18 protein-coding genes, 1 tRNA gene and 1 rRNA gene are annotated in these 23,104 nt (G+C 54.3%); 8 read left to right on the plus strand and 12 right to left on the minus strand.

From position 1 onward, the window contains the following. Positions 1-216: 216 nt before the first annotated feature. The 3 genes from SH421x_RS21255 to SH421x_RS21265 all read left to right on the plus strand — a co-directional run bounded on the left by SH421x_RS21255 (position 217) and on the right by SH421x_RS21265 (position 2,667). Positions 217-1,761 carry a PP2C family protein-serine/threonine phosphatase gene (locus SH421x_RS21255; RefSeq protein ID WP_488852026.1) on the plus strand — a complete coding sequence of 515 codons (1,545 nt, stop codon included), beginning with the start codon at positions 217-219 and terminating at the stop codon, positions 1,759-1,761. 86 nt (positions 1,762-1,847) lie between these two features. Continuing rightward, positions 1,848-1,932 (plus strand) — tRNA-Leu (locus tag SH421x_RS21260). Between the two features lie 222 nt (positions 1,933-2,154). After that, on the plus strand, positions 2,155-2,667 hold the full coding sequence (locus tag SH421x_RS21265) for a hypothetical protein (protein ID WP_488852027.1): 513 nt from the start codon (positions 2,155-2,157) through the stop codon (positions 2,665-2,667). A 161-nt stretch (positions 2,668-2,828) separates the two neighbouring features. Here the strand turns inward: SH421x_RS21265 and SH421x_RS21270 are convergent, their stop codons facing one another. The 3 genes from SH421x_RS21270 to SH421x_RS21280 all read right to left on the minus strand — a co-directional run bounded on the left by SH421x_RS21270 (position 2,829) and on the right by SH421x_RS21280 (position 6,240). After that, positions 2,829-3,758 (minus strand): metallophosphoesterase family protein, encoded by a 930-nt coding sequence (locus SH421x_RS21270; protein WP_488852028.1) that lies wholly within the window; start codon positions 3,756-3,758, stop codon positions 2,829-2,831. A 118-nt stretch (positions 3,759-3,876) separates the two neighbouring features. After that, a complete protein-coding gene (locus tag SH421x_RS21275) occupies positions 3,877-4,416 on the minus strand; it encodes a hypothetical protein (protein ID WP_488852029.1) in 540 nt (179 codons plus the stop codon). A gap of 313 nt (positions 4,417-4,729) precedes the next feature. Continuing rightward, positions 4,730-6,240: ribosomal RNA gene (locus SH421x_RS21280) — 16S ribosomal RNA — on the minus strand. 672 nt (positions 6,241-6,912) lie between these two features. Between SH421x_RS21280 and SH421x_RS21285 the strand changes: the two genes are divergently transcribed. Further along, positions 6,913-7,275, plus strand: coding sequence for a thioredoxin family protein (locus tag SH421x_RS21285; RefSeq protein ID WP_488852030.1), 363 nt, complete (start codon positions 6,913-6,915; stop codon positions 7,273-7,275). A gap of 4 nt (positions 7,276-7,279) precedes the next feature. On the opposite strand, the gene SH421x_RS21290 is transcribed toward SH421x_RS21285, so the two are convergent. From SH421x_RS21290 to glmS, 3 genes are all read right to left on the minus strand, one after another. After that, entirely contained in the window at positions 7,280-8,818 is a 1,539-nt protein-coding gene (locus SH421x_RS21290; protein WP_488852031.1) for a zinc ribbon domain-containing protein, read from the minus strand. A 76-nt stretch (positions 8,819-8,894) separates the two neighbouring features. Beyond that, complete coding sequence (locus SH421x_RS21295) at positions 8,895-10,169, minus strand: zinc ribbon domain-containing protein (protein WP_488852032.1); 1,275 nt, start codon at positions 10,167-10,169, stop codon at positions 8,895-8,897. A 125-nt stretch (positions 10,170-10,294) separates the two neighbouring features. Beyond that, positions 10,295-12,169 carry a glutamine--fructose-6-phosphate transaminase (isomerizing) gene (glmS, locus tag SH421x_RS21300; RefSeq protein WP_488852033.1) on the minus strand — a complete coding sequence of 625 codons (1,875 nt, stop codon included), beginning with the start codon at positions 12,167-12,169 and terminating at the stop codon, positions 10,295-10,297. A 198-nt stretch (positions 12,170-12,367) separates the two neighbouring features. Between glmS and kdsB the strand changes: the two genes are divergently transcribed. From kdsB to SH421x_RS21320, 4 genes are all read left to right on the plus strand, one after another. Beyond that, entirely contained in the window at positions 12,368-13,147 is a 780-nt protein-coding gene (gene kdsB, locus SH421x_RS21305) for a 3-deoxy-manno-octulosonate cytidylyltransferase (RefSeq protein ID WP_488852034.1), read from the plus strand. A 183-nt stretch (positions 13,148-13,330) separates the two neighbouring features. Further along, entirely contained in the window at positions 13,331-14,977 is a 1,647-nt protein-coding gene (gene pyrG / locus SH421x_RS21310) for a CTP synthase (protein ID WP_488852035.1), read from the plus strand. Between the two features lie 24 nt (positions 14,978-15,001). Beyond that, positions 15,002-15,442, plus strand: a complete 441-nt coding sequence (locus SH421x_RS21315; RefSeq protein ID WP_488852036.1) for a DUF1844 domain-containing protein — start codon at positions 15,002-15,004, stop codon at positions 15,440-15,442. A 121-nt stretch (positions 15,443-15,563) separates the two neighbouring features. Next, positions 15,564-15,950, plus strand: a complete 387-nt coding sequence (locus SH421x_RS21320; protein WP_488852037.1) for a hypothetical protein — start codon at positions 15,564-15,566, stop codon at positions 15,948-15,950. A gap of 45 nt (positions 15,951-15,995) precedes the next feature. Here SH421x_RS21320 and SH421x_RS21325 read toward each other — a convergent pair whose 3' ends face one another. From SH421x_RS21325 to SH421x_RS21350, 6 genes are all read right to left on the minus strand, one after another. After that, a complete protein-coding gene (locus tag SH421x_RS21325; protein WP_488852038.1) occupies positions 15,996-16,322 on the minus strand; it encodes a hypothetical protein in 327 nt (108 codons plus the stop codon). Between the two features lie 173 nt (positions 16,323-16,495). Next, the gene (locus SH421x_RS21330; RefSeq protein WP_488852039.1) at positions 16,496-17,812 is read right to left on the minus strand and encodes a DUF1552 domain-containing protein; all 1,317 of its coding nucleotides are present in this window, start codon (positions 17,810-17,812) and stop codon (positions 16,496-16,498) included. A 3-nt stretch (positions 17,813-17,815) separates the two neighbouring features. Further along, positions 17,816-20,386 carry a DUF1592 domain-containing protein gene (locus SH421x_RS21335; protein WP_488852040.1) on the minus strand — a complete coding sequence of 857 codons (2,571 nt, stop codon included), beginning with the start codon at positions 20,384-20,386 and terminating at the stop codon, positions 17,816-17,818. 145 nt (positions 20,387-20,531) lie between these two features. Continuing rightward, the gene (locus SH421x_RS21340) at positions 20,532-20,957 is read right to left on the minus strand and encodes a hypothetical protein (RefSeq protein WP_488852041.1); all 426 of its coding nucleotides are present in this window, start codon (positions 20,955-20,957) and stop codon (positions 20,532-20,534) included. Between the two features lie 152 nt (positions 20,958-21,109). After that, positions 21,110-22,033 (minus strand): DUF1559 family PulG-like putative transporter, encoded by a 924-nt coding sequence (locus SH421x_RS21345; protein ID WP_488852042.1) that lies wholly within the window; start codon positions 22,031-22,033, stop codon positions 21,110-21,112. Positions 22,034-22,157: 124 nt separating this feature from the next. Continuing rightward, complete coding sequence (locus SH421x_RS21350) at positions 22,158-22,853, minus strand: GntR family transcriptional regulator (protein WP_488852043.1); 696 nt, start codon at positions 22,851-22,853, stop codon at positions 22,158-22,160. Positions 22,854-23,104: the final 251 nt, after the last annotated feature.

The following is a 23,104-nucleotide window of genomic DNA, read 5'->3' on the forward strand; positions in this document are numbered from 1 at the left end:
TGCAAATGAAAACTCCACCTAATAGGTACGAACTACCGCGGCATGTGTGAAATTAGGAAAAGCAGCTAATGCGTGCTAGCTGTGACGCCGATTCCCTAACTGTTCGACGAAGGATGTCGACGCAGGCTTGTGAGTGCTATGGATCAGCGCTTCGAGTTAAAATCGCCACGGACGAGGCGGAAAAGGAAAAAAGCAGATTCCAACTAGCGTGTAACTATGGCTCGGCCCTTTCCCAGCTATCTCCGTATTCACCGTCACGCGGCGGAACGACCATCGACCGGCGGGAAGACAATCTTCCCCGGCTTGGCTTCCGCCAGTGCGGCTTTGGTCGAAGCCTTTGGCTGTCAACTCGAGTACCGCGAAGGTTCGGCCGGAAATGGATATGCGATTGTGGATCTGGATGGATCCGCAACCGGCCGCTTACTGGTGAAACCGGTAGTGGATGACGCCGACTTTACGCCTCCTCGCGAAGTCGGGCAAATCGCCAGCGCTCTGGCCGAAATGATGTCGGAAGTGCAGCGAGTCCGCACCGGCATGATTCGCGTCGAAGCTGAGCTTGCCGCTAACATTCCGGTCTCGGCCGTCGAAGCGAAAATTCATATCGCCGACAAACTGCAGGCCGTGATGCGCGGCGCGATCGAAAACGTGCATGCTTCCGCCGCCGCAATCTACATGCTGGATGACACCAGCAGCGAGTTGAAACTTCGCGCGGCGCTCAATCTGCCGCCAGATCGTTTTCTGGAACCGGCTCGCCCCCTGGCCGCCGCGATCGCCGATCTTGAAGCACTAGCCGGAAATGCTGTCGTGCTTGAAGACACCGCGCTGCTTCCGCATTGGCGCTGCCCTGAGAATTTTCCGTCGGCTTGCTGCATTCCGGTTTCGACGAGCACCAATCCAATTGGCACGCTCTGGATTTTCTCGGAAGAATATCGAGACTTCACTAGCGCCGAAACGCAAACGCTAGAAATCATCGCCGGGCGAATCGCGTCGGAGCTGGAACTCGACGTATTGTTGAGGGATAAAACCGAGTCGCACGATCTGACGCAACAGCTGACGTCAATCGCAGCTCAACAAGATCACCAATTACCGCACGTCAAACCACTGCTGGAAGGTTGGGACCTAGCTGGCTGGACCGAACAAGCCGAGCAAGCCGGCGGCGACTTCCATGACTGGTCGATGCTCGACGATGGCGCGTTAGCGATCACGGTCGGCGATGCCGATGGCCGTCAATTGGAAGCGGCGATGATGGCCGGGCAACTAGCATCGGCGGTCAAATCGCACAGCCGCTATGCCGCCGACTCGCGAACCTTGGTAAACCGTGTGAATCACACCTTTTGGTCGACTTCGGCTGGTGATCGGTTCGCTTCACTCTCTTACGGCGTGATTCATCCTGAAACCGGTTTAATCGAAATCTCGAACGCCGGCGAAACCTGCGGCCTATTAATTACGCCGGATGGCTGGGAAGAACTTTGGGATATGTCTTTTTTGCTGGGCGCCAGAACCGACGTCGATCCGCGATTTGTCGAACGACGGCTAAAACCAGGATCAGCAATCACGATGATGTCGTCCGGCGTTCGCGAATACCTGTTTGATGAAGCCGGCGCCGCAGGAATAGCCCAGTTTGCCGAGAAACTGCGTGAGCATCTCGAACTTCCAGCCGAACGAATCTTGACCGCAGGGCGTGAACTTCTCGCCAAGCTGCACCGTCCTACCACGTGCGACCGGACAATTTTCGTGGTCAAACGACGGCCAGATCGGTAATCGCCCCCCGCTTGACCCGGAGAGCGGTTTTCCTAGACTAATGTGTTCCATTACAGTCGCCGCGAGCGACTATAAAGGAAAGCCACGGGCTAGTGGCGGAATTGGCAGACGCGCTAGGTTGAGGGCCTAGTGTCCGTAAAGGACGTGCTGGTTCGAATCCAGTCTAGCCCACTTTGAAGATCCCATTGTTTCGCCTGCTTTACGGCGCCGCGAGCAATGGGATTTTTCTATTTCTTGACCGGTTTTGAGCCTCTTTCTCGCTCTCTGGACGACTTTCACTGGGGCCAGTGTTCGACGTGTCCGCTAATAATCCCGGGGACAGCGTATCCTGGCCACTTGGTAGGCATCTGCTTATTAGGCGAATCAACTATTTACTGGCGAAGGAAACTTCCGATGTCCGCTTTAACGATCTACACGATTATCCATGTCGCAATCAGCTTGGTCGGTATCGTCTCGGGTTTTGGGTTTGTCTATAGCTTGCTTAGCTCGCGACCATTGCGGGGCTGGACCGGCACTTTTTTCATCACGACGTTATTGACCAGTCTGACCGGATTTGGATTTCCGAATCTGCAACTTACCCCCGGCGTGGTGATTGGGATCTTGTCGCTGATCGTGTTGGTGATCGCGGCGGTTGCTCGCTATGCAGGACATCTGCAACACGGCTGGCGAATCACGTATATCGTCACTTCATTGCTGGCGTTCTACTTCAATTTCTTTGTGCTGGTGGTCCAGTCGTTTTTGAAGATCCCGGCGTTGCATACGTTGGCGCCTACCAATGCAGAACCGCCGTTTGCCATCGCCCAACTGGCCGTTTTGGTTGCATTTTTAGTCGTGGGGTACTTGGCGGTGCGTCGATTCCACATCACTCCGGTCGTTGCAACGGGGACGGCGCATCGGGTCGCGTAGCCGGTTTTAACTTGCCGTCATCCATGGAGTTCGGTCTACTGAATCAAGCTCGTGCGCCAGGGCCCTCGTCATAAAGTCATGCCCGAGCATAAAAGAACCCCGGTTCGTGCTCACGACAAACCGGGGTTCTTTGCGTTAATTCAATCCAAGAAACCGGGCGACTACGTCACCGGCGTCCAATCGTAGTCGACATATTCATAGTCGAAGGTACCGTTCGGGTTCAAATCGACCAGTCCAAAACCTTCTTGTACGTCACCACGCGGACCGCGCCACCAGCCGCCGGAGACGGCGCCGCCGCAAATGTAAGTAACCCCTCGATACTCGATCCGCTCCAACAGGTGGTGATGTCCGGAAAGCGCCAGTTTCACGTTGTGCTTGGAAAATAGATTTCCAAGCTTCACCGCGTCACGGCACATTGCGCTAAAGCCAACACGGTAGGCGAGATCTTCTTCGCGACCGTTATCAAAGGTGGTGACGGTATAAATCGGGATATGACTGACGACTACAGCGGGGGTTTCAGCCGGTTTTTCAGCTAAATCTTTTTTCAGCCAATCAAACTGCGCTTCATCGAGGTAGGCCTGATAGCGGTTGTTGGGCGCCATTTGAATGTCGTCCAAGATGTAGAACCGCCAACCGCCTTGGTTGAAGGCGTAGTACGTTTTTTCCAGCCCTAGTTTTTCGCAAACCAAGCCTTTACCAAACGCGGGGTCTTCCGGTTTCACATCCTGCTTATGCGACCAACCGAAAACATCATGGTTGCCGATACAGCTGCGAAACGGGATGTCGGTTTCTCCGCTAGTGACGTCGCTGTAGAGCGAAAAAAGCTGATCGGCGCGATCGCGATTATGGGCAAAGACATCCATCACCATATCGCCGCCGGTGACAATCACCTCCGGCTTGCTCTCCAAAGCATTGATCGTCGCCAGGCACTTACGAAGTCCTTTGTCGGCCGAGAGCTCTGGCTGAACATGGATATCGGTTAAATGGGCAAAGCGAAACGGTTTGGCCGCTTCGTCAGCTCGAACCAAGCCCGGCAAAAAAGAGCCGCCAACTGCAGCGCCAGCCAATTGAAGAAAATTACGTCGTTGCATCGCAGTTGCTCCTGGGAGAAAAAGCCAGATATTTGAACTTCCAGAATAGCAATACCAAGGCAATCCGAACCTAGCTTAGTGCACTTGTTCACCAAAACTTTATCTGCGAATCCCGCATCTACTCGCGGAGCTCCACTTCTTTCAGCGGTACCTGCAGCAGACCAGCGAGTTCTTCGGCACCTTTCTTCGCTCCTTCGAAATGCTGATCCCATAGCCGGATCGCCACCATGATTCTCGGACCGCTTGTTACCAGCGAAATGCAGAGTTGCCGATACGGCTTCGCCTTGTACGCATATCCGCTGTTTACAGAGATCCCACATTCGATGTGATCGAGTTCGGCGAAACGGATCTGACGAATTCCCAAAGGGATAAACCTGAACAAATAATCCCGCACACAAACAACCTGGAAAACTTGGTTGATCTCAGTTCGTCGGCTCCAACCTGCCATAAAAACGAAAAACAGGAAAGCAAGGGTCGTAATCAGATAGCCAGCCATCATAAACGGCCGCATTTGTTCCGGCTGGCGATTTGTCATCGCGGCAAAGACTGCGACGATGCCAATCGTTCCAAAAATCAGGGCGAAAAACCCCAAGCCGAATCGACGTTCGCGGCGGGCGTAGAAATCGAGGACCTGATTAGAACATGCTTGAATCGTCATGCAACTTTATAGAACTAGGTTGCTCGCGAAAGAGCAACGGCCTATGTCGCCACGTTCTCATTAATTTTACCCGAAGAATCGTGCGAAATCAGTACGCACAGAGACAACGAGCGCACGAAAAAAGCTCGTGATAGATATCTCTATCACGAGCTTCGTATAAAAATGGTTGTGACCCAGTTAAGCGTTATGAGGCTGTCCCACCGTTAGATGTCTATTGTACAGGCGAAGATCTTTCGATCGTCGCTGCTTACCGAAGTAAGCGACGCTAGAAGGAAGTGTGAGTCTTCCTGAGTCATCTAACAGTTTTCCTTAGAAAGGAGGTGATCCAGCCGCAGGTTCCCCTACGGCTACCTTGTTACGACTTAGTCCCAATCGCAGAGTTCACGTTCGGCGCCTGCCTCTCTTGCGAGTTAGCTTAGCGACTTCGCGTGCACCCCACTTTCGTGGCTTGACGGGCGGTGTGTACAAGGCTCAGGAACATATTCACCGCGGTATGCTGACCCGCGATTACTAGCGATTCCGGCTTCATGCAGGCGAGTTGCAGCCTGCAATCCGAACTGAGGCGCGTTTTCTGGGATTTGCTTACTCTCGCGAGTTTGCGTCCCTTTGTTCGCACCATTGTAGGACGTGTGCAGCCCTAGTCATAAAGGCCATGAGGACTTGACGTCATCCCCGCCTTCCTCCGGTTTCACACCGGCAGTCTCTCTAGAGTCCCCGACATTACTCGCTGGCAACTAGAGATAGGGGTTTCGCTCGTTAAGGGACTTAACCCGACATCTCACGACACGAGCTGACGACAGCCATGCAGCACCTGTGCAAAAGCTCTCCGAAGAGCACTCTCCCCTTTCAGGGAGATTCTTAAACATGTCAAGACTAGGATAAGGTTCTTCGCGTAGCCTCGAATTAAGCCACATCCTCCACCGCTTGTGTGAGCCCCCGTCAATTTCTTTGAGTTTCAGCCTTGCGACCATACTCCCCAGGCGGAGCACTTAACACTTTCGCTACGACCGAGAAGATGTGGGAGTCCCCTCGATCCAGTGCTCATCGTTTACAGCTAGGACTACCGGGGTATCTAATCCCGTTCGCTCCCCTAGCTTTCGTGCCTCAGCGTCAGTAGAGACCCAGTGAGCCGCCTTCGCCGCCGGTGTTCCTGATGATATCAACGCATTTCACCGCTCCACCATCAGTTCCGCTCACCCCTATCTCCCTCAAGCCCTACAGTTTCAGGCGCAGTTCCACGGTTGAGCCGTGGGATTTCACACCTGACTTGTAGGGCCGCCTACGCACCCTTTAAGCCCAGTAATTCCGAATAACGTTCGGACGGTTCGTCTTACCGCGGCTGCTGGCACGAACTTAGCCCGTCCTTCCTCTGAGGATCAGTCAAAATTTCTTCCCCTCTGACAGCGGTTTACAACCCGAAGGCCTTAATCCCGCACGCGGCATCGCTTGGTCAGGCTTGCGCCCATTGCCAAAGATTCTCGACTGCAGCCACCCGTAGGTGTCTGGGCAGTATCTCAGTCCCAGTGAGACGGGCCACGCTCTCACGCCCGCTAACCATCGTAGCCTTGGTGGGCCATTACCCCGCCAACAAGCTAATAGTGAGCAGTCTCATCCCCGGGCGCCGGAACTTTGATCCGTAGATGTTATTTGGTATTACTGCCAGTTTCCCGACACTATCCCAAACCCGAGGGTAGATAAACCACCTGTTACTCTCCCTTTCGCCGCTGTCCCCTCGAAAGCAAGCTTTCTCAGTTATCGCGCGACTTGCATGCCTAATCCATGCCGCCAACGTTCATTCTGAGCCAGAATCAAACCCTTCAATTGTTATATGCTTTTACGACTTACCGAAGTAAATCGCTTATGAGCAACAGTTAAAGTGTTTGAACTGCTCTTTGCAAAACAATTCAAATACAGTTCATCGTGATTTTAGCCTCGCAAAGACATCCTCAAGCCGAAGCCTGAATCGATCTTTGTGAAGCACAGCCTCACGCCGAACTTAACAGAGGTCACAACCAAATTGTCAAAGATCAAAGCTCGAGAAACGTGGTCTCTCGTTTTTTGTTTTCCCCCTTGGCCGCGTCAGCAACCACTTGGGAAGGACAAAGATTACCAGAACAAATTGGTCCGTCAACGGGCCCTGCGTTTTGCGAACAAGATTTTTGTCGCAAAATGCGTTTCACCCGAGAAAACAAGGCTCAAATCACTTTGAAAAAGTTCGTAAGAATCTCGAAAATCGCTCTTCGAGGGGTGATTCCGCGCTCGATTTTCAATCGGTCCGCGCCGAAATTGCCATCTGAAATCAAACTTTCGATTGCTCGTGTGGGCGCTGTTGATCCCTCCTGTTTCTAACGACTGTTCCGGTCAGACGAAGCTCGCCGTGAAGAATCTTGCTGATTCGGCTCCGCCGTTGGTCCAATCCCCTTAGCGGCACTAACGAAAAACTACTGTTGGAGGATCATCTCACTCACTTACCCCCGCCTTCAGAGGTACACAACGATGCCTAAACCGGTAGTTTTACTGATTGCATTGGCCACGTTCTTGCTTCCGATCGGCGTCGTTGCTCTGAAATACTCCGATCAGATCGAGCTGCCGCAGCCGCCGAAGCCCAGCGAAGTCGCAGGCCAGGTCTATTTCTTCTCGGCGCCTTGGTGCGGAGCGTGCAAGAATGCCCAGCCCGCCTATGAACAGCTGCGGGACGAGGGCTACCCGATCAAAAAGATCAATGTCGACAACGATACGGACCTCGCGCAAAAGTACGGCATCCGTTCCATTCCGACCTTTGTGTATGTCCGCGACGGGAAAGAAGTGGGGCGGACTAACTCGGCAGCATCGGTAAAGACGCTGTTTCCGTGGTGGTAGTTGCCTAGCGCTGAAAGCGAAAAGACTGTTTGAACCTATCGAGTGCTGCTTCGGTGATTTGCGTCGAACTCATCATCGCGCCCACGTGATAGCAGCCGCTTGGATGGACCACGATGATGCCCAGGATATGGGACGTTTGCATTCCTCCCAGCAAGCGGCATTCGACCGAGGGAAACCCGTCATGCGTCCCGGCGATATGCTCCACGCGAGCGCCGGAGTGGTGCGATGCGCCGTGCGGGGGAACGCCGATGATTCGTTCAACGCGATCTACTACCGCTTGCTCGCTTTCGCCATCAAATCGAGGAAAAAAACGGACGTGGAAACGCCCTACATCCCGCATACGGACTCCCCCTGAGCCAGATCGTTCGCTCCCCAGGCAGAAGTATTCCGTATCATCCCCTCTCCGCAGGATTTGCACATTTTCGTTGGGAAATGAGATCTCGAAGGGATGCTCGGGACTGCGATAAAGCGTCCACCTGGGATTAAATCTGTTTTGTTGATGAGGCTCTGACTGACCATTTGGTCCTCTAGGGAGTACCGAGGAGGGCGTCATCTCTGACGGTCCGCTTTGGCTAACATCCGGCATACGACTCAAAGTTGGGCCTACCGAAGTCGCAGGTTCAAGAATGCGAAACGAGTCGCGCATCGCTTCCAACTGCGCCAAGGAGAAAAGACTGCGACTGGCGAGCCCTTCGATCGTATAGACGCCGGATGGATGCGCAATTGAAGTCGATACGGCGACAATCGGCCCTTGCTTGTCACTTAGCGTTCGTTCTACGGCAAATAGTCCGTGGTAGCCGATTTCTTTACGATGAAGAACCGTGCCGTTTAGCCGCTTATCAAGGATCGAGTTTTGTGAGAGCCTTTCTGCCCGCACGATCGCGTCTTGATCGGATTCCCAAGGCTGGCGGCGAAGATACCCAATCCCCAGGATGGCGAATTCGTCTGCTCGATCCAGCCCCTGTTCTGGCGTCATCCACAAAAACTGGATCCCGCCGTTAAGCGTTGTTTTGATCACTTGCCCTTGAGGAAAAAGGATCTCAAACCGCGGGTGGCTGCTCTGGTAGAGTCGCCAGTGTTTCGCTACTTGCGGCGGAACGTTGGCTTGCTCGATCGTGTCCGCCAGCGGCGTCTCCTTTGGCAGAGACACTTCTGGCAGCGTTAGCTCAGGCATCGCCAAGTCGGGCATCCCCATTTGCCCGAGCGCCCGCCAAGCAAAACTCCCCGCGGTGACTGTTAGTCCACCCACAAACAACAAGACCCCTAGTCCGATCCCGAACACGGCCAGAGAGCCGAGCAGCTTTTTTTGCCGGAATATCTTTCGATATGCAGGCTTCACTGCTCGTGAATTGCCGGGTGTGGAAGCAGGCGACGGCTTTAGTTGGTACGGCTGATCGGCCGTCGCAGGCTTGCCCGAGGTTGGTAGAATGCCGACCGAAATCACGCCGTCGCCGCATTTTGGACAGCGAATCTTGCTGCCGGCAAACTTATCGGCAACCTGAATCGCCTTTTGGCAGTGCGGACATTGAACCGGAATCGGCATACGCTTGTCTCGCTGGCGCAGGAGAGTCGGACACCCATTCTTCGTCACCTAGCTGGTCCGCAACCGCCAAATAACACTACTCGACAGGAATATCTTCCCACAGGATGTACTGCCCCTGCGGGTCTGGATATCCCGCAAGGTTTCTCGGCGTTGGGCGCCTACCATTGGAGGCGAAGACCGGAATCAGGTCGGATCCGTCTCCCAGCGAACCAGGATACTCCCGAAAATGGAAGGAGTTGATGAAACGGTCAATCATCACGGGACTTACCCCTTTCATTCTAGCCCCGATCACATAGACGCCGGAAGTGTGCGCAATCGCGCGGCTGCGCATCCGCACAACCACATTTTCGTTTTCAGAATCGAACGAGCTCACCGTATCGATCGCATAAAAACCTTCGTGTTGCGTCACCTTATGTTCAACTGGCGTTCCTGCTCGTTGGGATAGCTCGACCGAAGCAACGCGGCGAAGCGCCTCTTCGTCAGACTCCCCTTCTTGTCGCGGGCTGAAACGGACGGCGAAAACATTCGCATACCCAGGCACCAAGTCGTTATGCAGCACGAACCGACCGTGGATCATGCCTGTATCCAGTCGATGCAGATAGGTGTAACTGCCTGGTCCAACACCAGGCCCTTCAGGAGTCGGAAGCGCTATCACCCGGTCAGAAGGAAAATCGATCTCGAAGGGATGCAATTTCGATCGCAGCCGCGTCGCGTTCCCCCAAAACGAGGCGACGTTATTAACGATTAAATCATTGACTTGCCCAACATCTTGCCGCTTTGTTGCCGAGTACGACTTCCCCGCTTCTGGGGAAGTCGGCGCTGTAACCGAACTCTCGCCTGTGAGCATCCCTTGCTCGGGCATGGATGACTGCTGCGGCTGAGTCTGACTCGCGACCGGCGAAAACTGTTCCGGTGATGTTTTTGAATCCAATTCCGGGGCCGAAGTCGATTTGGGCGCAATATCAGAACCGCTGGTGACGCTCCGCAGATTAACATCCGGCAGATTCAACTCAGCCAGATTTGTTTGACTGAGCAATTGCCAAGTGAAACCGGCTGCCGCCAACAGCCCCCCAACTATCAACGCACTGCCAATCCAGCCGCGCACCGCTTTGTTCTTTAGGAAATTGCGTCGCCGCTTCCGAGGGGGCCCTGTTGCGGCAGCACTAGAATCTGAATCAATGGGTTTGAGCATCAGCTCGTCGCCAAATGCGGAACCCAAAGAAGCGGCGCCAGACGCAGCAACCTCGATCACGCCTGCTTTACACTTCGGACACCGGATCTTGCTTCCGGCATATTTGTTCTCGACTTGAAACTCTCCGCGACAATGCGGACAGCGAACCGGAATTGACATTGCTTGCCCTTCGAATGAATAAATCTAGAACCCCGTAATACCCCACCGCAGGGGTAAAATCAAGGCGATTTCTGGATGTTATTTCAGAAGGGGATAACACGACCCAATCGTGGGACTAGCGGGGCCTATTCGACCGTCACACTCTTTGCCAAATTCCGCGGCTTGTCGACATCGCAGCCGCGAAGTTGTGCAATGTGGTAAGCGAGTAATTGCAGAGGAATAATCGAGACGATCGGTTGCAAAAATTCGTCCACCATGGGGATGCGGATCACGTCATCGGCGATCTTGGCGACCTGATCGTCATCTTCGCTGGCGATCGCGATCACCGGACCGCTGCGAGCTTTGATCTCTTCTAAGTTCGACATCACTTTGTCGTACACAACGCCGCGCGGCATGATAAAGACGCTCGGCGTTTGTTCGTCCACCAGCGCGATCGGACCATGCTTGAGTTCGGCCGCGGGATAGCCTTCGGCATGGATGTAGCTAATTTCTTTTAGTTTCAACGCGCCTTCCAGCGCCGTTGGAAAATTAAAGTGCCGCCCTAAGTACAGGAAGTTGGTCGCGGACTGGTACTTCTCAGCAATCTTCCGCGCGATATCGTTCGACTCCAACGCTTGCTCAATCGCAGCGGGCAACTTCTGCAGTGACTCAATAATGCGATACCCCTGATCAAAGCTGAGATGCGTCAGGCGGCCAAAGTAAAGCCCTAACATCGCCATCACAGTCAACTGCGAGGTATAGGCCTTGGTCGACGCTACGCCGATCTCGGGGCCTGCGTGCAGATAGATGCCGCCGTCCGCTTCCTGGGCGATGGTGCTGCCGACAACATTACAGATCGCCAGCGTGGGATGCCCTTTGCGTTTCATTTCGCGCAGCGCGGCAAGCGTATCGGCCGTTTCGCCGCTTTGCGTAATCCCAAAGACCAATGTCCGCCGCGGCGTAGGAGGATTTCGATAACGTAGCTCTGACGCATATTCGACTTCGACCGGGATGCGGGCCATTTCTTCGATGATATACTCGCCGACCAGCGCCGCGTGCCAGCTGGTGCCGCAAGCGGTCAGCAAGATTCGATCGACGCCGCGCAGCTCTTGCGGCGACAGATTTAAGCCGCCAAACACGGCGGTCGCATCATCGAGACTAAGACGGCCGCGCATCGTGTTTTCCACCGACTGCGGCTGCTCGAAGATCTCTTTGAGCATGTAATGCTCGTAGCCGCCCAGTTCAACTTCGGAAGCGTCAATCTCGATCACTTCGACGCTATGTTGGATCGCGCCATGATCGCGATGCCGAACTTGCAGCGAGTCTGCTTTGAGCAGCGCGATTTGGTGATCAGCCAAATAGACGATCTTGTCGGTGAACCCGGCCAACGGCGAAGCGTCGCTTGCTAGATAGTGAATGTCATCGGTAACACCGACAACTAACGGCGATCCAAGTCGCGCGGCGACGATCAAATCAGGACGTTGTTTGAATAAAATCCCCAAGCCATAGGTGCCTCGTAGCTGCGCCAATGCGTCTTGAACGATATCAATAATTTGCTGATCGGTCAGAACCGCATCTGGCTTGGAGTCCGCCTGCTGACGGCGACGACATTCTTCCAGCAGGTGGGCAATGACTTCACTATCGGTCTCGGTCACAAATTCATAACCTCGAGCGATCAGCTTCTCTTTTAACTTGGCGTAGTTCTCGATCACGCCGTTGTGGACCAGGACGACTTCGCCTCCCTGACCGCTATGCGGGTGTGCATTGGTTTCGGTAGCCGGACCATGCGTAGCCCAACGTGTGTGCCCCACTCCGGTGGCGCCAACCACATGTTGCTGAGTAAGTCGCGCGGCCAGATTGTCAATTCGCCCGGCGGTTTTGCAGATGCTAATTTCGACGTCATCCGGGTCAAAAGCGGCGATTCCGGCGCTGTCATAACCCCGGTATTCAAGCCGACGCAGCCCCTGAACGATGAAATCGACCGCTTGGCGATCTCCAACTACACCAACGATGCCGCACATCGCACGCTCCCGAAAGGACGATCCGTTTGGGGGTAGATACCCTGAAAAGAATACTCCCCGTTCTGGGCAAACTAGCAAAAACTGGACAATCCCAGAACATCGATCAGCCGGACGGGAGAAATTGGTCTAGTTGTTTTAATTGCATGGAATTTACAATCCGCCGATCTAACATTGCACTTTTGGCCAAGGAAGGTCGTCATGGCTCCCCAATCCCCGCTTCGTCTCCATCTGCGTACGGCTGTTATTATCCCGGCTCGCCTGGCCTCGACGCGACTGCCGCTCAAAATGCTGCTGGCCGAAACCGGAAAGCCTTTGATACAGCACACTTACGAAGCAGCGATCGAAGCTTTACGACCCGAAAAAGTCGTCATCGCGACCGATCATCCATCGATCCGAGACGCGGTCAAAGCATTCGGCGGCGACGTGATCATGACCAGCGAGTCGTGCGCCAGCGGAACAGATCGACTGGCCGAAGCAGCCCAGCAATTGCCCGAATTTGACCTACTGCTCAACGTTCAGGGGGATGAGCCCGAGATCGCGTCGACCTCGATTGACGCGTTGATCAAAATGATGGAAGAGAACCCCAGCCATAATATGGGGACTTTGGCGACTCCGATTCGGGACAAAGCACTTCTTTCGGATCCGGCCTGCGTCAAAGTGGTCTGTGATCAAAAAGGGAAAGCGCTCTATTTTAGCCGTAGCCAGATTCCGTTCGTTCGCGAGTGGGATGACGCCGTTCTCCAGGCCGAGCCCCCCCACTTTCTGATGCACTTGGGGATTTACGCCTACCGTCGCGATTTTCTGCTACGGATTGCCGCGGCGCCGCGGACCGAAGTCGAAAAGCTGGAAAGTCTGGAGCAGCTTCGAGTTCTGTCGATGGGCGAGTCAATTCACGTTGGCGTCGTCAACGAAGCCTCCTCGGGGATCGATACCCCCAGCGACTATGCGGCATTTGTCAGCCGCAAGCTTGCTTGCTAAGATAAAGCCCCAGGGCTGACGGTCCTGACCGGTTTAGTCTCTTGCGTCTCTCACGCCCTTAAGCAACTGCCTGAGGGCGATTAGGGAGTTCTGACGCAAATTATCGATTACTGCCGATCGTCTGGCGGTAACGTCTCTCGGACAAAAGCTAGCAGCAAATTGCTGCAATTGCAGGGAAGGTTCATGACCAAGCATATTTTCGTGACCGGCGGCGTGGTCAGTTCACTCGGCAAAGGGTTGACCAGCGCCTCCATCGGCATGCTGCTCGAGCAACGCGGGCTCCGCGTGAAATTGCAAAAGCTCGATCCCTATATCAATGTCGATCCCGGCACGATGAGTCCCTATCAGCACGGCGAAGTCTATGTGCTGGATGACGGCAGCGAAACCGACTTGGATTTGGGCCATTACGAACGCTTCACCAATAGCCCGCTGACCCGCGACGCCAATTACACCACCGGCCAGATCTATCTGTCGGTCATCAACAAAGAACGTCGCGGCGAGTTTTTGGGCAAAACCGTCCAGGTGATCCCCCACATCACCAACGAAATCAAAAGTGTTATCCAAAAGCTGGGTGACGAAGAAACCGATGTGGTGATCACCGAGATCGGCGGCACCGTCGGCGACATCGAAAGCCAGCCGTTTTTGGAAGCGATTCGTCAGTTTTCACTGACCGCCGGCAAAGAAAACTGTCTGTATATCCACCTAACGCTGGTTCCCTACCTGAAAGCGGCAGCCGAGCTAAAGACCAAGCCGACCCAGCACTCGGTCGGTCAATTGCGTGAAATTGGTATCCAGCCCGATATTTTGATCTGCCGCACCGAACGCAACCTGAGTCATGACGACCGCGAAAAGATCGCCCTCTTCTGCAATGTGCCGATTGAAGCGGTCATTGAAGAGAAGGACAAAGATTTCTCGATCTACGAAGTCCCGCTCAGTCTGCACGAAAATCGGCTGGATCACCTGATCGCCAAAAAATTTGGGTTCCCCCGCGGCGAAATTGATTTGACGCAGTGGAAAGAGATTCTGCATACGCTCCGCAATCCAGAGACCGAAATCAGCATCGCTGTCGTCGGTAAGTACGCCGAACACAAAGACGCCTACAAGTCGATCTACGAAGCGATCGATCATGCCGGCATCGCCCATCGCTCGCAAATTCGGATCGGCCGTATTCAAAGCGAATCGATCGAATCCGAAGGCGCCGAGCGGTTGCTCTCTGGCTATGACGGCATTTTGGTCCCCGGCGGATTTGGCGAACGCGGCGTGGAAGGGAAAGTCGAAGCGATCCGCTACGCTCGCGAACGGAACATTCCGTTCCTCGGCATTTGCTTGGGGATGCAGTGCGCCGCAATTGAGTTTGCCCGCAACGTGGTCGGCCTAGAAGGAGCTCACTCGACCGAGTTCTCCAAAGATACGCCGCACCCGGTGATTTGCTTGCTAGACGAGCAAAAAAACATCACCGACAAAGGGGGCACCATGCGACTAGGCGCTCAAGATTGCAAACTGGTCCCCGGCACGCATGCCTTTGAAGCGTACGGCCACGAAGAGATCAATGAGCGGCATCGCCACCGATATGAGTTCAACAACAAGTATCGTGAGCAGTTCATCAAACATGGATTGCGATTCTCGGGACTGAAGCCTGACGGCTCACTGGTGGAGATCATCGAGAATGAAAATCATCCCTGGTTTGTCGCCGTGCAGTTCCACCCGGAGTTCAAATCGAAACCGATCCAGGCTCAGCCGTTGTTCGCGGATTTTGTTGCTGCCGCAATTGTGCGTCGTAGCAAGTCAGCGCCCAATGCTTCACCGACCGAAGAGCCGGCCGAAACGTAGTCGACACCACGGAAAGCAAATACCATGACCGACGACTCCGCAGAAGAGAAAAAGATCATCGTGGATTCTGACTGGAAAGATCAGGTCCAGCAGGAAAAGAAAAAGCTGCAGACCGAAGAAACGCCTGCAGTGACTCCAGCGGCGGAAGAACCAACCGCCGCGGCGCCGGCTAATGCCGCTAGCAAGTCGAAGTTCGATCCCAGCCTGCTGCCGCCGCCCGACTTTCGGATGCTTGTCTCGATGCTGGCCACCCAGGCCTTCGCCGCGATGGGACAAATCCCCCATCCCGAAACCGGCCAGGCAATGGTCGAATTGCCGCTGGCCAAGCACATGATCGATCTGCTGGGTGTGATCGAAGAGAAAACCAAAGGAAATCTCTCGACCGACGAAGCCGAGATGATCGAACACGCACTACACGATCTACGCATGGGCTACTTTGCGATGTCTCAGCAGGGCAAGAAGTAAATCAATTTGTGCGTCATTGCCACGACCTTGCGTGGCAATGAATATGGTCGGCGATCACTTCCCGATCCTTAGCGCAAACTTTCAACATACTGGGTCTTGAACCAGCCGACGGGTCTGCAAGATGTCGAGCGGATACTACCTCTTTTTGCTCGTTCAATTGCTGATTGGCGCGCTAGTTGGAACATCTACCGCAAAGGAGTTCCCCGGACTAATCTTGGGCTTCGCGATTGCGATTCTTTTAGGAATGGGAGCGATCCTGGAACTCATTGTGTTGGGCATTCAACAATCGCCTCGAAACGATGTAAGTATTGCGTTTCAAGTTATCTCGAGCTTGGTGCTTCCTTTCGCAGCTTGGGGCATTGCGATTTTGTTTAACTGCATCGGGTTCGGATGGGGATTTTTGATATCGAAACAACTCGGCCGGCGCGGCTGGCAATTCGGTATTCCCACGTTGCTGACATTCGCTGCAATCTATGCCGTTGTTGCGGCAATGGCCATAAGGTTGTGAGCAGCAACGCGTTGGCTGGCTGAGAGCCCAGAGACGGCAGCGTTTCTACCCACCGTCTCTGACCACGGTATATACAAACGCGATCACGATAGGCGCCGTGAGGATGCCCAGGCGAAAGCACCAGCCAACCTCCGTTTTCTGCTCGGCGGATTGGCCCAGATCGTTGCGCAGCAACCAGCCGAAAGCATCCAGTGTCGCAAACATAAAAGCGACATTCCGCGCCCACGCCCCACCGTCTCCCGGCGCCAGCAGAGTCACTATTACCAATTGCTGAAAGAGGGAGCAGCCCCATATGCCTCGGTAGTTGGTGACCTCTTTCGCAACGAAGACGAGGATCGTCACCAGAATCAGAAAAAGGAAGAAGAGAAACATCACGGGCCCGCCGGCTTAAGAGAGAACTCGCCTGCACATCGTTCTTAACTAGGAACGAGGCGACACGATTAGCTTAGCCACTCGCCGCACGTCCAGCTATTTTTTTTGATCCGCCGCGAACATCTCAAACGGGGTCTTGCCATCGCGACTCCTGCGCAATGCAGACGCTTCCCTTACGAAGCAGTCGATGCAAGCCCCGTCAACGTGCCGGCACTGCTGGCGAAGCGATCTACTTCAACTCCCATGCGCTGCAGCATGCTGACAAACAGATTGCACAGCGGCGTATTGTCATCTTGGCGATACGCAAGATGCTGGCCGTGTCGAAAACCGCCGCCTGCCAGCAGGATCGGCAGGTTGGTGTTGCTATGGATATTAGCGTCACCCATGTTGCTGCCGAACAAAACCATCGTGCTATCCAGCAATCGGGCGTCACCGTCAGGTTGAACAGCCAGATTCTTTAGCAACTCTCCAAAGATTCGAAATTGCTGTAGATCAACCTTTTCGAGTTGGGCAATTTTTTCTGGCGATTGACCATGATGGCTCAGATTGTGATATCCGTCGAGCGACTTTTCCTGTTCATCAATCTCAAACACGCCGGTTGCAAACGCGTCGACCATCAGCGTGATGATGCGAGTCGAATCGCTCTCTAGCGCCAGTTGAGCCATCGTGAGCATCAGCTCTAGCTTGGAGAAGAACTGCGATTTGTCCAATATGTCGACCGGCTCTTCCCGCTCGATGACAGGCTTCGGTTGTTGTTCCCAAGTACCGGCGGCATGCAATCGTTGTTCTAGCTCGCGCACCGACGTAAAGTATTGATCGAGTCGATGTTGGTCGTCGCTTCCTAGCCCGCGTTGAAAATGACGCATATCTTCTGACAGGACGTCCAAGATGCTGCTGCGTTGCTGTAATTGATGCAGGCGCAGTTCCACTTCGCTGCTGGATCCCTGCACAAACATCCGTCGAAACAAAGCGGAGGGACTATCTTCGGCCGGCAGCAATGCGCCGTCGCGCGACCAAGACAAACTGCGATTCGCTTTGTCTATGTTGACGCCTAGGTTGAGCGTCGGAAATCTCGTTTGCTGACCGAGTTGTTCGACCGTAAATTGATCGAGGGAAATCGAGTTACGAAAACCGCTGCGAGTCGGATCTCGCGCTGCGGTAAGAAAACAATTCTCGGTTGAATGACCTCCTACGACGGCTGGATGCGACAGACCGCTAAACACGGTAAAGTCTTTACGCTGGTCGCCGATCACTTGCAGATAGGGAGACAACTGATAATCTGCGCCGCTTTGTTGTGGAAAAAAGGGAGTCGGCAAGACGCCCAGATTGTTCGAGATCAGCAACATCCGGCGAGGCGTTTCACCAGCGGGAATCGAATCGCCATAGAGCGGTCGGAAGCAGTCGAGCAACGGCAAGCCAAGACAAACGCCTAAGCCTTTTAAAAAGCGGCGGCGTTTGAAAGTGAGAGCGTTGGAGTGCGAGTTGGTCATCGTCTACCGAGTCCTTTCAACGTCAGTGAAGATCGGACTTGCGATCCATTGATGCAGCAGGTCGCGCGTACGATAGCCGTTGGCCGCACAATGATCGAGAATCGAATCGATCTCAGCGCGATCCGAAAATCGCACCGCCCCGCCGGTCGCGTAAAGCGTCCATTGATGCAGCATGTTGCGAGCGAGTTGGCGAGGATTGGCCAATAGCAACATTTTCAATTCATGCACATCCTCAAACTGCTCCCCGCTCAGTAGTTTGCCTGCCGCGTCCACTTCGGCTGCGATACGGTACTTAAAGGGATGCCCTGCACGATCAATTCCGGTGATTTCCTCGCCGGTCGAAATGCTTCGATATCGATCGCGCCACGCCCCCATCACGTCAAAATTTTCCAGCGCAAAGCCAACGGGATCGAAGCGGGCATGACAAGCGGCGCAAGACTCTGCGGCCGCATGCTTCGCCAACAATTGCCGAACGGTCGTAGCTCCTCGGATATCTGGTTCGATCGCCGGGATCGATTTGGGAGGAGGCGGCGCAGGTTGTCCCATCAGCTTATCCATCACCCACACTCCACGCTTGACCGGGGAAGTGGTCGTGCCATCAGTCGTCAGCTTCAGAACGGACGCCTGGGTGAGCAAACCGCCATAGGGGCTCCACTCTGGCAATTCGACGCGCCGCATCGCCGATCCGCTTTGCCGCGCTAATCCGTAATGAGCGGCCAGGCGATCGTTCAGGAAGGTGAAATCCGAATCCACAATGGTCGTGATCGGCAGGTTATCGCGAATCATCGCCGCAAAAAAAGCTTGCGTCTCCTGCTCCATCGAATCAACCAGGTAGTCATCTTTGCGATATTCGGGATAGAGTCGGATATCGGGCAGATCACGGCGCAAGTCGCTGAGGTTGAGCCATTGCTCGGTGAAGTTTTTGACAAAGCGATCAAATCGCGGGTCAAGAATCATGCGGTCCACTTCCGCTTGCAACTGCTCCGCATTGTCCAACTCACCCTTTTCTCCCTTTTGCAACAGCGCCTCATCGGGACGCGAGTTCCACAGAAAGTGCGAAAGGCGCGCGGCCAGGGCTGCCGGATTGTCGCGAGGATTGGTGAGGTAAAGAAAATGACCAGAGCAGAGCAGCGCTTGGTATCCCTTTAACATCGCATCTGCAAAAGGGACGCCTGCGTCAAGTTCGGCGTTGATCAGACGCAGATAAGGTTCTGCAACATCCGCAGAAATCGGCCCGCGTGCGGCTTGCGCGGCGAACCGCAGAAACAGCAGGCGCGCATCCGCTTTCGGTTGCGGCGAAACTACCGCGACCGGTAGGCGACTGCTTGGTTCAGGCGGTCCAATCGCAAGGTCGCCAAACAAAACGCGATGCGAAGCAGTTGGCCACTGCGGCGGTGAAAGCGGGCCGGCGACTTCCAGCCACGCAAAAGCGGCGCCGCGATGTCCCGTGTCAGGCATCGGCGGAAAGTCATAGAAGAATCCGCCGTCGGTCCGGATAAACGGCACCGGTAAGCCGAGCAGACTATACTCGAAGGTCTCGCCTGCTTTCAGCAGAATCGTTGTTTCGAATGTCTTCATTTCCGGCTGCAAATCGATCCATCCGCCGGTCTCGCGAACATCGCCCGAAACATCAGCGCCAGATGGTTGTCGCGCCCGAAAACTGATCGGCAGCGAATCATAGGCCGGCGCCAGCCGAAAGCCAGGCAACTGTCGCACGGCTCGCGCAGCAAAGCGAATCTTGTATTCTCCCTCGACGCGAGCAATAAAGCCGCGCGGATATCCAAAATAAGGCCAGGTGGCCGAACGAAATAACGCCAGTTCGACGGGAGCTGCTTCAAGCTCTTGCGGCGTCAATTCGTTGACACGACTGCTGGAAATCATTTTGTTGTTACGTGCGAAGAACATCGCCTCGCGTCCACCGAATGTCTCGCCTGCAGGAAAGAGCTGAGTGCCTGTAAAGCGATGCTGCACTTGTTGCGGCGGCTCGACTCCGCTGGCGATTGCCTGCTGAAGCGCCGCGAGGGCCGAATCGAGATAGGCGTCTAGCTGCACGCTCGACATATCCAGTGAATCAGCGACCTTTGTAAACCCATGAAACTGGCGATCCTCGGGCAACCGAGCGGCCACATCCAGCTGCGGCAGTTGAAGCAGATCACGTAAATTGTCTTCGTATTCTGAACGTGTTAGCCGACGCAAGGGACTGCGACCCTGTTGCTGGATCTCCACTTTTTCGGCTTGCGCGATCGATCGTTTTAGCGTCGCCAAGATCGCCGCTCGATCAGCGTCCTCAAGGTCGTCTTGATCGGGTGGCATTTCACCGGCTGCAATTCGATCATGAATTTGCGTCCAGCGACGACGCACTTTTACGTCCCGCAGATCCCACGGGATCTCCGCAAGCACAAGATCTGCTTCGGCAGAAAACTCATCATGGCAGCTGTAACAAGTTTGTTGCAGAAACTGATGAATAACTTGCGAGGAATCTGACGAAACGACAGGCTCAGCGATCGCAGTCTGGCAGATCGCCAAAGAAAGCAAGATGCAGCGAAGAATCGAAATGGACTTGAAGAGAGTCATGCAGTGTTAATCCATTTTGACGAGACGCACGTCAAACGTTCGATGTTTTTTTTGGCGGGAGAATACGGGGAGGACAGATGCGATCTTGCTGCTACGCAAGAGAAGCTTTTCTAGGCTCGATAAAATCGTTGCTTCAGACGGCGTGCTACGGTTTGCTAAACAACGCAAAATTAGAGTCGCCGCCATCGCGTTGCAATTGAACCGTCAGCTCAGACTTTCGATTGTACTTTGCGGGAACCAAGTTCACGTATTCTTCCGAAGTTCCATTTCCCAACGAGTCTTGCGTTAGCTTGCCGGTCGGGTGCGTTGAATCGATTTCGACCTTGTACTCTCCCGGGATTGGCCCCTTCTGTGCATCAATTTTGTACTTGCCAGCGTCGATCGTCGTTCCGACCGCTTGCCCTTGGTTAAGCGGGATGAAGGTAATCGCTCCCGTTTGCAGCGGCGTTCCATCAAGCGTCACGCTGCCTGATACTTCGATCTGGTTACCCGACGGAGGCTTGCCGCAACCGGCGCTGAGTAGGCCTGAGAGCAATAAGATTCCGCCGAGGAAGAGAGGAGATTTAGACATCGCTGATATATTCCCTCAAGCTGATTGTGTGCAGATAGTGAAGCTGCGGGCTTTGCTTAGCACCGCAGTTGCCTTTACAGAATGGGACGGTTCTTCAACAGGATCGCTTCGCGATAAAAAAGGTCGATAGCGAACCGAGTGGAAAGGAAGGGTTAAAAATCACTCACCACTTCGCCGCCAGCCATGCTACTAAGGCTTTGCCAGACGGTGAGTTGGATTGTTTCAGTAATGAACCGTACCGATCCATCGCAGAGACTGACTTGCACGCCGCCGGGATGCATGCTGCGTGATGCGACGCTGGCGTTATTCTTGGTCGGCAACGACGTTCCCAATCCCGTGCAAGGCAATCGCCCCGGCTCGTTGATGCACAGATCAGTCAGATCATTCACGCTGCTATTAGGACCTACGCGCGTCATCAAGCTGTAGGCGTCTGGCTCGTCGTTCCAAATCCAAGCCCGATACTCTTTGGCTTCGCTTACCGGCTTCAGCATTTCCATCATCGCCAACGTGTTGGTCGTGCCATCGGTGATGTCACGAAAGTTGGCCCCAAATTTGTTGTTAAACGGCGATTTCTCTCCCTGGTCTATAAACGTATTTCGCCCCCAATTCAGACCATAGTTGCCTTTGATGCTGGCGCCAGGATCCCCCCATAAAGCTGCCGTGTCGAGGATCACCGCGTCGCGATCGCTGGGACATTGCCAGGCCGGCACCGGCGTCGTCCGTACCGTTTTATGTGTCGCTCCCCCTTCATGCCAGCTTGTGTTGTGATCATAGAGATCGTAAGCGGAGCCTTGTTCGATATAGGGATAGAGATGAATACAGAAGGGAGTTCGCTTGACGGCCGATGTGCCGGGGAGTGGATCTCGATAGATCATGCCAGGCGGAAACTTCAGATGCGTGTCATGGTAGTTATGTAGCCCCAAGACCAGTTGCTTCAGATTGTTGGTGCAGGACATGCGACGAGCCGCTTCCCGCGCTTGCTGCACCGCCGGCAACAACAGCGCAATCAAAACGCCGATAATGGCGATCACCACCAGCAGTTCGACCAGCGTAAATCCTGATTTTTTGCAAACCATCGTCCATCTCCGCGATGAAAAAATGAATTAGATGAGGGAAAAGAGAATTTTGTGATTCAGAATAGATCGTCGATTAGAGGGGACTCGATACGCGGCAGCGATCGTTCCACGCTTACAGCACTCGTTAATTCACCACGCGATCCGAGGAAAAAATCCCCTCGACAACTCGCTCGCAAGTCGCGTCGATATGGCGCGCCATTTCTCTTCCGGCCGCATCTTTGTCTCGCCGCAGCAACGGCTCGAAAAAGATCAAATGCTCGGTCAAAACCGGCTCCAGATATTTGTCTTGATGTCGCAGCAACAACCTCATCATGTGGATCAGTCGGTTGTAGCGATTGATCTCCGTCGCTAGGCGTTTGACGCCGGCTGCATTCACAATTGCGTCGTGGGTCAGTCGATCCAGCTCGAGACATCGAATGCCCCAATCTTTGTCTCGATAGGCTGATTGCATCGCGATGGTTTCTTGCTGAAGCCGCTTGAACGGCGCCAGATCGTCACAGTCGCAGGCACAGCGCATCGCTTCGACTTCCAGCAATCGACGAATATGGTAGATCTCGCGAACTTCCTGGTCGCCGAACGGAGAGACCGTGGCCCCGCAATTGGGAACCATCTCAATCACACCCAATCCAACCAGTTCGACAAAGGCCTCGCGCACAGGCGTACTGCTTACCCCAAATTGAGCAGCGACATGCTGCACTTTCAGCCGGGCGCCTGCGGGATACTCTCCTCGAAAGATCGCGAGCAAGATCTGCGAAAAGATGTCCATGCGCAGCGAACCTGAAATCACTTTCGCACTTTGGGAAGATTGGATCGTAGACATCAGGCAGTAGCTCCATCTCAAAAAAGGGGAGGCGCCCCCCTAAAGTCGCACTCCAGGATTATGCATAATGCACAATCTTAGTCAATCAAGCCTGCCTGGTTTTTTAAAAAAATATTTATTCCCTCTTCGACTGCTCGATATCGCGGGTGAATACTCCCGCAAGCCCTGACTTCATTGGGCTTTAGTGTCTAGGGATCCTAGGGATCGATCCGTCATCTGGGCGAGAGGCCGCATCCCCTGCATTCGCGCAA

This window comes from Blastopirellula sp. SH421 (assembly GCF_057808535.1).

Bases quoted from the DNA above. Each gene is read 5' to 3' on its own strand.
- SH421x_RS21285 (WP_488852030.1), top strand. From the start codon at position 6,913: ATGCCTAAACCGGTAGTTTTACTGATTGCATTGGCCACGTTCTTGCTT.
- SH421x_RS21295 (WP_488852032.1), bottom strand. From the start codon at position 10,169: ATGTCAATTCCGGTTCGCTGTCCGCATTGTCGCGGAGAGTTTCAAGTC.
- pyrG (WP_488852035.1), top strand. From the start codon at position 13,331: ATGACCAAGCATATTTTCGTGACCGGCGGCGTGGTCAGTTCACTCGGC.
- SH421x_RS21350 (WP_488852043.1), bottom strand. From the start codon at position 22,853: ATGTCTACGATCCAATCTTCCCAAAGTGCGAAAGTGATTTCAGGTTCG.
- SH421x_RS21330 (WP_488852039.1), bottom strand. From the start codon at position 17,812: ATGACCAACTCGCACTCCAACGCTCTCACTTTCAAACGCCGCCGCTTT.
- SH421x_RS21275 (WP_488852029.1), bottom strand. From the start codon at position 4,416: ATGACGATTCAAGCATGTTCTAATCAGGTCCTCGATTTCTACGCCCGC.
- SH421x_RS21345 (WP_488852042.1), bottom strand. From the start codon at position 22,033: ATGGTTTGCAAAAAATCAGGATTTACGCTGGTCGAACTGCTGGTGGTG.
- SH421x_RS21315 (WP_488852036.1), top strand. From the start codon at position 15,002: ATGACCGACGACTCCGCAGAAGAGAAAAAGATCATCGTGGATTCTGAC.
- SH421x_RS21325 (WP_488852038.1), bottom strand. From the start codon at position 16,322: ATGTTTCTCTTCTTCCTTTTTCTGATTCTGGTGACGATCCTCGTCTTC.
- SH421x_RS21255 (WP_488852026.1), top strand. From the start codon at position 217: ATGGCTCGGCCCTTTCCCAGCTATCTCCGTATTCACCGTCACGCGGCG.
- SH421x_RS21340 (WP_488852041.1), bottom strand. From the start codon at position 20,957: ATGTCTAAATCTCCTCTCTTCCTCGGCGGAATCTTATTGCTCTCAGGC.
- SH421x_RS21270 (WP_488852028.1), bottom strand. From the start codon at position 3,758: ATGCAACGACGTAATTTTCTTCAATTGGCTGGCGCTGCAGTTGGCGGC.
- SH421x_RS21320 (WP_488852037.1), top strand. From the start codon at position 15,564: ATGTCGAGCGGATACTACCTCTTTTTGCTCGTTCAATTGCTGATTGGC.
- kdsB (WP_488852034.1), top strand. From the start codon at position 12,368: ATGGCTCCCCAATCCCCGCTTCGTCTCCATCTGCGTACGGCTGTTATT.
- SH421x_RS21335 (WP_488852040.1), bottom strand. From the start codon at position 20,386: ATGACTCTCTTCAAGTCCATTTCGATTCTTCGCTGCATCTTGCTTTCT.
- SH421x_RS21265 (WP_488852027.1), top strand. From the start codon at position 2,155: ATGTCCGCTTTAACGATCTACACGATTATCCATGTCGCAATCAGCTTG.
- SH421x_RS21290 (WP_488852031.1), bottom strand. From the start codon at position 8,818: ATGCCGATTCCGGTTCAATGTCCGCACTGCCAAAAGGCGATTCAGGTT.
- glmS (WP_488852033.1), bottom strand. From the start codon at position 12,169: ATGTGCGGCATCGTTGGTGTAGTTGGAGATCGCCAAGCGGTCGATTTC.